Raw genomic sequence first — 10364 nt, 5'->3', positions numbered from 1 at the left:
GGCATAAAGTATACTACCGAAGCTTTGGCAGAATTTATTCTGGGTAGGGGAGCATTCTATCAGCGGCGAAGGTGTGGCGTAAGCCATGTTGGAGCGGATAGAAAAGCAAATGTAGGCATAAGTAACGATAAGGCGGGTGAGAAACCCGCCCACCGATAGACTAAGGATTCCTGATCAACGCTAATCGGATCAGGGTTAGTCGGGACCTAAGGCGAACCCGAAAGGGGTAGTCGATGGACAATGGGTTAATATTCCCATACTACCGTTAACAGTGATGGGGTGACGGAGTAGTGAAAGGCTCGCGTACTGACGGAATAGTACGTTAAAGGGTGTAGGTAATGACGATATAGGCAAATCCGTATTGTTAGCTGAACCTGATAGTACCACAATCCTTCGGGAGCGTGGATAGTGGCCCTAATCAGACTTCCAAGAAAAACCTCTAAACTTATGTTAATGGTACCCGTACCGCAAACCGACACAGGTAGTCAAGGAGAGAATCCTGAGGTGCTCGAGTGATTCGTGGCTAAGGAACTAGGCAAAATGGCCCTGTAACTTCGGGAGAAGGGGCGCCTCCTCTGTTTCGGCAGAGAGGCCGCAGTGAAAAGATCCAGGCGACTGTTTAGCAAAAACACATGGCTATGCGAAATCGAAAGATGATGTATATGGCCTGACACCTGCCCGGTGCTGGAAGGTTAAGGGGGGATGTTATTCGCAAGAAGAAGCATTGAACTGAAGCCCCAGTAAACGGCGGCCGTAACTATAACGGTCCTAAGGTAGCGAAATTCCTTGTCGGGTAAGTTCCGACCTGCACGAATGGTGCAACGATCTGGATACTGTCTCGGCCACGAGCTCGGTGAAATTGTAGTAGCGGTGAAGATGCCGCTTACCCGCAACGGGACGGAAAGACCCCATGAACCTTTACTATAGCTTAACATTGACATTGTGTAAATGATGTGTAGGATAGGTGGGAGACTATGAAGTGGTGTCGCCAGGCATTGCGGAGTCGTTGTTGAAATACCACCCTTTATTTACGTGATGCCTAATCTGTATACAGAGACAGTGTTTGGTGGGTAGTTTGACTGGGGTGGTCGCCTCCAAAAGAGTAACGGAGGCTTTCAAAGGTTCCCTCAGCACGCTTGGTAACCGTGCGCAGAGCGCAATAGCATAAGGGAGCTTGACTGTGAGACCAACAAGTCGATCAGGGTCGAAAGACGGATATAGTGATCCGGTGGTTCCGTATGGAAGGGCCATCGCTCAAAGGATAAAAGGTACTCTGGGGATAACAGGCTGATCTCCCCCAAGAGCTCACATCGACGGGGAGGTTTGGCACCTCGATGTCGGCTCGTCACATCCTGGGGCTGGAGAAGGTCCCAAGGGTTGGGCTGTTCGCCCATTAAAGTGGCACGCGAGCTGGGTTCAGAACGTCGTGAGACAGTTCGGTCCCTATCTGTTGTGGGCGTAAGAAATTTGCGAGGATCTGTCCTTAGTACGAGAGGACCGGGATGGACTAACCTCTGGTGTACCGGTTGTGGTGTCAGCTGCACTGCCGGGTAGCTATGTTGGGAAGGGATAAGCGCTGAAAGCATCTAAGCGCGAAACCCACCTCAAGATGAGATTTCTTTATAAGGGACGTTATAGACGATAACGTTGATAGGCTGCAGGTGTAAAGTCAGAAATGACATAGCTGAGCAGTACTAATTACCCGTAAGCTTTCTCTAGGGCCATAGGCCTTTACCGAGAAAAAGTTGTAGTTCATAATTCTTTCATAATATATATGTCAAAAAGTATTTAAGACTTTATGGTGACTCTAGCGTAGGTGTCCACCTCTTCCCATTCCGAACAGAGAAGTTAAGCCCTACAGCGCCAATGGTACTGCAATAACATGTGGGAGAGTAGGTCGTTGCCAGACTTTATCAAAACCCTTAACTCATTCAGTTAAGGGTTTTTTTGTTTTATAGAGTTTTTTTACTTCGTGTCAGTGTTTTTAGTTTAATTTGTATGAAAACCAACAAAATACGTGAAGCGAATAGCTCTAATCATAACCATCCTTTGTGCAATAGCTGTCAGTGGCTATTTATATTTTCAAAAATCATTCTTTTCTGAGAAAATAGACCTTTGGGATCGTGTACCTTCTAATACAATAATGGTATATGAATCTAAAAATTTAGTGGAGAGGTGGAATCATTTCCTTGAAACTCCTATTTGGAAATCTCTATCTGAAGCTGAGGATTTTGCTAAGATTAAAACCAACCTTGAATTATTAGATAGTATTGGCGGAAGTGAAGGGCGTATTGATAAGCTTATTAAGGCGAGTAATACACTTATTTCTATGCAGGTTACAGGTAAAAATACCTTTGATTTCACTTATTATCTCGATTTGTCATCAGTTGAAAGTCAGAATATAGCTACTGGTATTTTAGATGGGTTCAAAGAAAAGAGCTCTATTGAAAAAAGAATGTATCAAGGCTATGAATTGACTGAAATCACTTCAGATGGTAGGACATTTACCTATTTAATCGATAGAAACGTGTTTATTGGTAGCTTTACCCCGTTTTTAGTTGAAGATGTGGTGCGTTTAATGGATGGAGATGGTGCAGAGAAATTTATAGATGTAAATAATGAAATCTTCCAAATGCCTAAATTGGCTAAGGATGATGGTAATTTGTATTTAAACATTAATAACTTCTCCCAGTTTATAGGAGCATTCCAGATGTCAGATTTAAGAAAGGGCAGTAGGAAGGTGTCAAAATTTGGGAAATCAATATTTTTAGATCTATCTGTTAATGAAGATAAGGTTTTATTTAATGGATTTACGACTACAGAGGAAGGTGATTTTTTAAATACGTTTAAAGATCAGGAGCCATCATCATCAAGTCTTAAGTACTTTGTTCCCAACCTAACAGCCACTTTGTTTAGGTACAGTTTTTCAGATGCTTTGAGTTGGCAAAAGAAGGTGAAGGAGTACTGGACTAAATATTCACCTGATTACTTAAAAGAGAGAGCTCAGTTTGAAAAGGCTAATGAGTTCAAATTTGATGAATTATATGCATGGTTAGGGAAGGAGGTGGCTCTGGCTAGTGTAGAGACTTTTGGGACGTCTAAAGAAACTAAACTGGTTTATGCCAGTGCTAATGATATCAATCAAGCTCTGAATCAATTAAACACGTTCTCAGAGAGTCTGGCAAAGGTGGAAGGTGATTCGGTGTATGTTGAAAAGTTTTCTTCTCAAGACATTAGAGAGCTTAAAGTAGAGAGCTTTCCTAAATATGCTTTTGGCCCATTATTTTCAGGTTTTGATGAATGCTATTACACTGTCCTAAGTGATTATATTGTTTTTGGAAATAGTATACAAGCCTTGAAACAGTTGATTACAGATATTGAAGGTGAAAATACCTGGGGGAGATCTGTAGCCTTCAATAAGTTTTTAGATAGTAATTTAGAAGAGGCCAACGTAAACCTCATTTTTAATACTCAAAGTCTATGGAGTGGACTGTTGGCCGATTTAGATCCATCCTGGAGGGAATATGCCCAGAAGTATGGTGCTATTTTTAAAGGCTTTCGGTTAGGGTCATTACAGTTTAGTAGATTAGATGATAGCTTTTACACCAGTTTGGCACTTGCATTTGAGAAGCAGCAGTACATTGTTAAAAATCAATATTTTAAACCTCTGGTTAGTTATGAAAGCAATATCCCTCTTATTACTAAGCCATTTGTAGTTAAAAATCATGTTGATAATTCGTTAGAGACTTTTGTTCAGGATTCTGCTTATAACATTTCATTGATATCATCAGAAGGCGAATTACTATGGATAGATTCTATAGGTCAGCCTATTATATCGGATGTAGAGCAAGTGGACTTTTATAAAAATGGTAAACTTCAATATTTCTTTGCTACACCAGAGAGAATGCATATTATAGATCGATTAGGAAATTACATTGATGGGTATCCTGTAAAGGTAGAAGCGGATAGGATTCAGTTTGCATCTGTGGTTGATTATGATAAGTCTAAGCGCTATCGATTCTTAATAGGAACGGAGCGGGGCAATCTTTATTTATATAACAAGGAAGGTGTAGCCCTTGAAGGCTGGACACCAAGAGAGACGACAGGAAAGCTGGCTACAGCCCCTTTTCATGTTAGGGTAAGAGGCCGTGATTGTATTGTAGCCATACAGCAAGATGGTAACGTGAATGTGATGAATAGAAGAGGGGAAATGATGAAAGGGTTTCCTTTAAAACTGGGAGTTAGGTTTGATACGAAGCCATTTTTACAATATGGATCGGATTTTTCTAAAACTGTACTCACATTGCTTTCCAGAGAAGGAAAGCTCATTCAAATGAATTTGGAAGGTAAAGTGCTTAAATCTGATCAATTGTATCAACCTACTAAGCAAACTTCTTTTCAGCTAGTGCAAGATGCATTGAGCAAGACATATTTAATAGTAAGGCAGGATTTAGGTAGAGTGGTGCTTTTGAATACTAAAGGTGAAGAAATTCTGTCAAAAGATTATTTAAGTTCTGGAGAGCTTAAAGTTCAATTCTACAATTTCAGCCCAGATAATAAAATTTATGCAATTACCGATCAACAGCAAGGGTTTACATATATCTATGATCAGAATGGCGAGTTAGTAAATGCTCAGCCTTTAGATAGTGAGTTTGAAATAGCTACGCTGTTTTTCGAAAATAATAATAAGTACCAAGTTTATAGTATTTCTGGCAAATCATTTATAATAACCGAGTTTTAACTTCTAATATTCATGAGAAGGTTTTTGATTTTTTTAAGTCTTATTTTAGTTTCTATCTATTCTGTAGCACAGGATGATTCTGAGGCCGAAGATCCACTAGAGTATAGTTTATCTACCCCTTATAACACTATTTACACTCATCTAAGCTTTTTGCAGGACGACAACTACCACCCGGAAGTGGCTGCTAAGACTTTTAACTCTGAGCAAGTTGATGCTAAAGAAGCTAAAAGTCTGGCCATAAAATTAAAGCAGGTGCTGGATGGTAATGCTATTTTCATCGACTTAGATGAAGTGCCTCATACGGCTAACTATAGAGACAGTTTAACCAATAAGCACAGATATTATCTCACCAAGAAGTATCCGGAATTATATGTGGAAAAGGTGGGTAAGCGCTGGTATTTCTCTAAGAAGGCGGTTAGAAATATTTCAAAATGGCATGATGAAGTATATCCTTTTGGTACCGATAAGCTGTTAGAACTACTGCCTTCTTTTGGAAGTAAAAAAGTATTGGGCCTTTATATCTGGCAGATGATCGGGCTGTTGATACTTATATTTATGGCCTTTGTATTACATAAACTCTTTACTTTTCTCATCGAAAAATTAATACTTCAGCTCTTATTTAAGTTCGGATACAAAAAGTTAGCAGATGAAGTGATTATACCGGTGGCTAGGCCTATCAGTTTTCTGGTAATATTTCCTTTGCTCATTTTATTTGTGCCGGTACTACAGCTGCCTATTACTATGAGCAAATATGTGATACTGGCACTCAGAGCTATTTGGCCTATTTTTGCTATAGTGTTTTTGTATAAGATGGTTGACATCATATGCATTTACCTGGCTAAGCTGGCAGACAAAACGGAGAGTACTCTGGATGATCAGCTGGTACCTCTTTTAAGGAAGGTGCTTAAGACCTTTGTAGTGATAGTAGGCGGGCTTTTTATATTAGATAATCTGGAGTTTGATATTACAGGACTAATAGCAGGGTTATCCATAGGAGGTTTGGCTTTTGCTTTGGCTGCACAAGATACCATTAAAAACTTTTTCGGTTCCTTATTAATTTTTGTAGACAGGCCGTTTCAGGTTGGTGACTGGATTACCTCAGGTAATGTAGATGGTACTGTTGAAGAAGTAGGTTTTAGATCTACCAGAATCAGAACTTTCAGAAATTCTGTGATGTATATTCCGAATGGTATCATTACTAATCAGATGATTGATAACCATGGTCTGCGGGTTTACAGAAGATTTAATACTAATATTGCTCTTACTTATGATACACCTCCCGAGCTTATAGAAGTGTTTGTAGAAGGGTTAAAAGAGGTAGTGAAGAAACACCCCGAAACCCGAAAGGATTACTTTGAAATTCATTTTAATGATATGGCTGATTCTTCACTCAATATCATGTTCTATATCTTTTTTAAAGTACCAAGCTGGTCTGATGAACTTAGAGCCAGACATGAGGTTTTATTAGAAGTTGTAAAACTGGCAGAAGCATTAGGCGTGAATTTCGCATTTCCTACACAGACTTTGCATGTGGAGACTTTTCCTGAGAAAAAAGGTAATTCGCCTGAGTATGTAAAGGCATCCTCCGAGCTTAAAAACAAACTGGAGGATTACCTGAAGAAGAATAAAAATTAATTTGCTAGAGTGCTAAAAACTCTTCAATGGCATTATATATCTTATCTAGTTCGGCATCAGTAATGATGTATGGAGGGATAAGATATATAAGATTGCCTAAGGGACGTAATAGTATGTTATTTTTAAGGAAAAAAGGATATAACTGATTCCGCATCTCACTAAAATAAGAGCTGTCTTTTTCTGTGTAAAACTCTAAAGCTAAGATGGTTCCTTTGTATCGGATATCTTTGATCCTTGAATGCCCTTTTAACTTAGCATGAAATTCCTGATGCTTTTGTTCTATTCTGCTAATGTTAGACTGGCAGTCAGCAGCGTTTAGTATGTTGAAACTAGCTACTGCCGCAGCACAGGCAATAGGATTGGCTGTGAATGAATGGCCATGTAAAAATGTTTTATGGAGATCAGGCGAGTTGAAAGCCTCAATTACCTCTGCTGTACATGAGGTTACGCCTAAGGCCATAGCGCCGCCTGTAAGGCCTTTAGAAAGGCAAAAGATGTCTGGGTTACTATCGATATGATCGCAGGCGAAAAGCTTTCCAGTTCTGCCGAAACCTGTCATTACTTCATCGGCTATGCAAAGTATGTTATGACTTTGGGCATAGTTAATCAGCTTGTCTAAAAACTGTTCACTATACATACGCATGCCAGAAGCTCCCTGCACTATTGGCTCAAAAATAAAAGAGGCCACTTCATTAGTGCTGATAATGTTTTTGAAATGCTCGAACACTTCATATTCATTTTCAGGAGTTGGGAAATCAATAAATTCAACTTCAAATAGATGCTCGTTGAAAGGTTTGGTGAAGTCCCCTCTTTCTCCAACCGACATAGCACCAAAAGTGTCTCCATGATAAGCACCATCTATGGCTATTACTTTTTTTTCTAACATCGCCTTTGTTAAACCAATATTGAAACGACATTTTTAGCGCCACTTCTACTGCAGTACTACCATTGTCAGAGTAGAATATTTTATCCTGATTTTCCGGTAGAATGGATAATAGATTTTCAGCCAATGTAATGGCTGGCTTATGACTGAAGCCTGCAAAAATAACGTGCTCAAGTGAGGCGGCCTGTTCTGCAATAGCTTTAGCTATAACGGGGTGAGAGTGTCCGTGTAGGTTAACCCACCATGATGATACGGCATCAAGAATTTTCCTGCCATCTTCAGTAATCAAATAGGCACCTTCTGCAGATTTTATATATAAAGGATCATCTACACCTAATAGAGGGGTAAAAGGATGCCAAATACTTTGCTTGTCTCTTTCAATCCAATTCATTCCAATTATTCTTTAGCTGCTCAGCATATTTTGTGATAACAGCGGTGTCAATTTTTTCTTCTTCAGCAATATGTAATAGGCATGGAGCGGGGCAGTGCTTTAGTATTACTTCTTTAGTAGATTTAATATCCGGACCATTAAAAATTATTCCTTTGAAAGGGTATCCTCTTTGCTTAATAGCTTCTAGAGATAATAAAGTATGATTGATGCTACCTAAATACACATTACAGATGAGAATTAACTCTGCGTTGAAATGCGGAATGAGATCAATCATAAACTCCGTGTGGTTCAAGGGTACCATCAGGCCGCCTGCTCCTTCAATAATAAGATCGTTTTTAGTATTGGGCGCCTGAATCTGATCGATTTTTAGTTCTACATTTTCCAGCTCTGCTGCATAGTGTGGTGAAGCTGGCGTTTTTAAGTAAACGGCTTCAGGATGAATAATTTGATCAGTACCAAGCCACTGCCTGATGGAGTTGCTATCTGTGGGGTCTCCTGCTTGTACAGGTTTCCAATAATCTGCGCCTAACGCTTTGGTAATTATAGCCGAAGCCAGCGTTTTCCCACTATCTGTTCCTATTGCTGATATAAAGTAGTTCATGATAAAGCCGCTAAGCTATCAATCAAATGGCAAATTTCATCATGAGAGTTAAATGAATGCAGACATACGCGCAACCTCTCCGTTCCTTTTTTTACGGTAGGTGCTAAAATGGCCCTAACATCTAATCCCTTATTTTGAAGTGATATGGCTGCTTGTCTCGCATTTTCGTTACCTGGAATAATTATACCTTGGACAGCGTGGTTGCTGGGGGTGAGCTTAAATTTTCCATTGAGTTTATTAATGCACTTTTTGAAATATTGAATGTTATCGGCAAGAGATTTTTGCAAATGAGTATGCTCCAATAAAAATTCAAAAGCCGCTTCAATAGACGCCACCTGATGCGGTGCAGGAGCAGTAGTGTAAATAAAAGGCCGGGCAAAATTGATCAGGTAGTTAATTAGCGTGGCTGACCCTGCTACTGCGGCCCCGTGTATTCCCATGCCTTTACCGAAAGTATATATTCTTGCGAAAATGTTATTTTGAACCTCCAAAGCGCCACTTAACCCATTGCCTGTTGCTCCCATTACGCCAGTGCTGTGTGCTTCATCTAGTATTATTTCAGCCTCATATTCTTGCGCAAGTTCAATGAGCTCAGGCAAAAGGCATTGATCTCCATCCATGGAGTAAATGGCCTCGGCTACAATGAAAATTTGACCGCTGGCTTTACCTAGCTTTTTTCTTAGATCGTCAAGATTATTATGTCTGAAGCTGTAACGATTAGCCAAGCTGAGGCGTGCTCCATCTTTTATGCATGCGTGCGACATTTCATCATAAAGAATGGTATCGCCTTTTTGAGGAATGGAGGATAGAACGGCTAAATTGGTATTATAGCCAGAGTTGAAAATAAGGACCTTTTCTGATTGAAAAATTTCAGATAGTTTATGCTCTACATATTCGATATAGTCATAATTACCGGCCAAAAGTCTGGAGCCTGTAGCTCCATTTTTCTTTAAACTATCAGTTTTGGTTTTGATAAGCTGATATAACTCTTCTGATCTGGCAAGTCCCAAGTAGTCATTAGAGCTAAAGTCTATTAGCTTATCTGTAGTAACCAGGCTTCTGAGCGAGTTTTGCTCTTGCCTGGCTATCAGTTTTTGGTTTAATTGCTCCTCAAGTTTCATGTTCACATTCAGCAGATGCTGGGCCGCATTAAAATTCTTTTCTGATTAAACAGACAAAGATATAGGATAATGCTATGTGAGTAGAAATTAGGAGAAGGACTTCTTATTTTTTATTTCTCATTTTATCCATTTGATCCCACATTTCCTGCGGCACCGCTTCCAGGTTATTAAATTCACCGGCACCATTGAGCCATTCTCCGCCATCTATAGTGATCACTTCTCCATTAACATAAGCAGAATATTCGCTCATCAGGTAAGCCGCCAGGTTAGCTAATTCCTGATGTTCTCCAAATCGTTTTAATGGAATCCGTTTCAATGGATCTATTTTTTCAGCTAAGTCTCCGGGAAATAATCTTTTCCATGCGCCTTCAGTAGGGAAGGGGCCGGGAGCAATAGCATTTGATCTAATATTGTATTTAGCCCATTCGGCCGCTAAGGATCGGGTTAAGGCCAATACTCCGGCTTTGGCGCAGGCAGATGGTACTACATAGCCAGATCCTGTCCAGGCATAAGTGGTAACTATGTTTAGAAAGGTGCCAGGTTGATTTTTATTAATCCAGTTCTTGCCAGCTGCGAGGGTGAAGTTATAAGTTCCTTTTAAAACAATGTCTACTACTATATCAAAAGCACGGTTGGAGAGTCTTTCTGTAGGGCTGATGAAGTTACCCGCTGCATTGTTTAAAATACCGTGTATCTGCCCGAATTGATCTTCTGCGGCTTGTATTACTGCTTCAATTTCTTCGTATTGGCGTACATCGCAGGAGATGGGAAGAACTTTGCCACCGGTTTCTTCTTCTAATTCCTGGGCGGTTTTGTCTAGTACGTCTTGTTTTCGGCTGGTAATAACCAGGTTAGCCCCCAGTTCTAAAAAGTATTTACCCATAGATCTGCCCAGGCCAGTACCGCCGCCGGTAATTATAATTGTTTTGTCTTTTAAAGAGTCAGGTTTAAGCATTCCAGTCATAGCGTTTTTTTATTTGGTTTGATATTAA

General features: G+C 40.0%; 5 protein-coding genes, 2 rRNA genes and 1 pseudogene (1 of these 8 running past the window's edge). 4 read left to right on the top strand and 4 right to left on the bottom strand.

Annotated features, from left to right (window positions below):
* The 4 genes from LVD15_RS01090 to LVD15_RS01075 form a co-directional block, all read left to right on the top strand.
* A 23S ribosomal RNA gene (locus tag LVD15_RS01090) occupies nucleotides 1-1718 on the top strand; it begins 1164 nt to the left of the window's first position.
* A gap of 79 nt (nucleotides 1719-1797) precedes the next feature.
* Nucleotides 1798-1909: ribosomal RNA gene (rrf, locus tag LVD15_RS01085) — 5S ribosomal RNA — on the top strand.
* A gap of 108 nt (nucleotides 1910-2017) precedes the next feature.
* Nucleotides 2018-4741: a hypothetical protein gene (locus LVD15_RS01080; RefSeq protein ID WP_233778458.1), complete on the top strand. Its 2724-nt coding sequence runs from the start codon at nucleotides 2018-2020 to the stop codon at nucleotides 4739-4741.
* Between the two features lie 12 nt (nucleotides 4742-4753).
* The gene (locus LVD15_RS01075; protein ID WP_233778457.1) at nucleotides 4754-6376 is read left to right on the top strand and encodes a mechanosensitive ion channel family protein; all 1623 of its coding nucleotides are present in this window, start codon (nucleotides 4754-4756) and stop codon (nucleotides 6374-6376) included.
* Between the two features lie 4 nt (nucleotides 6377-6380).
* Here the strand turns inward: LVD15_RS01075 and bioA are convergent.
* From bioA to LVD15_RS01055, 4 genes and pseudogenes are all read right to left on the bottom strand, one after another.
* Nucleotides 6381-7650, bottom strand: a pseudogene (gene bioA / locus LVD15_RS01070) (adenosylmethionine--8-amino-7-oxononanoate transaminase).
* A complete protein-coding gene (gene bioD, locus LVD15_RS01065) occupies nucleotides 7637-8251 on the bottom strand; it encodes a dethiobiotin synthase (protein ID WP_233778456.1) in 615 nt (204 codons plus the stop codon). Before bioD ends, bioA begins: the two are co-directional and overlap by 14 nt.
* On the bottom strand, nucleotides 8248-9372 hold the full coding sequence (locus LVD15_RS01060; protein WP_233778455.1) for an aminotransferase class I/II-fold pyridoxal phosphate-dependent enzyme: 1125 nt from the start codon (nucleotides 9370-9372) through the stop codon (nucleotides 8248-8250). The genes bioD and LVD15_RS01060 overlap by 4 nt, the downstream gene beginning before the upstream one ends.
* Before the next feature lie 103 nt (nucleotides 9373-9475).
* Nucleotides 9476-10336, bottom strand: a complete 861-nt coding sequence (locus LVD15_RS01055) for an SDR family oxidoreductase (RefSeq protein ID WP_233778454.1) — start codon at nucleotides 10334-10336, stop codon at nucleotides 9476-9478.
* Nucleotides 10337-10364: the final 28 nt, after the last annotated feature.

The sequence above is a fragment of the Fulvivirga maritima genome, from assembly GCF_021389955.1.
In the GTDB taxonomy this organism is placed as follows: Bacteria; Bacteroidota; Bacteroidia; order Cytophagales; family Cyclobacteriaceae; genus Fulvivirga; species Fulvivirga maritima.
Note: the sequence above shows the minus strand (reverse complement) of the source record. Positions and strands in the feature narration are given on the sequence as shown.

Bases quoted from the DNA above. Each gene is read 5' to 3' on its own strand.
- bioD (WP_233778456.1), bottom strand. From the start codon at position 8,251: ATGAACTACTTTATATCAGCAATAGGAACAGATAGTGGGAAAACGCTG.
- LVD15_RS01055 (WP_233778454.1), bottom strand. From the start codon at position 10,336: ATGACTGGAATGCTTAAACCTGACTCTTTAAAAGACAAAACAATTATA.
- LVD15_RS01075 (WP_233778457.1), top strand. From the start codon at position 4,754: ATGAGAAGGTTTTTGATTTTTTTAAGTCTTATTTTAGTTTCTATCTAT.
- LVD15_RS01060 (WP_233778455.1), bottom strand. From the start codon at position 9,372: ATGAAACTTGAGGAGCAATTAAACCAAAAACTGATAGCCAGGCAAGAG.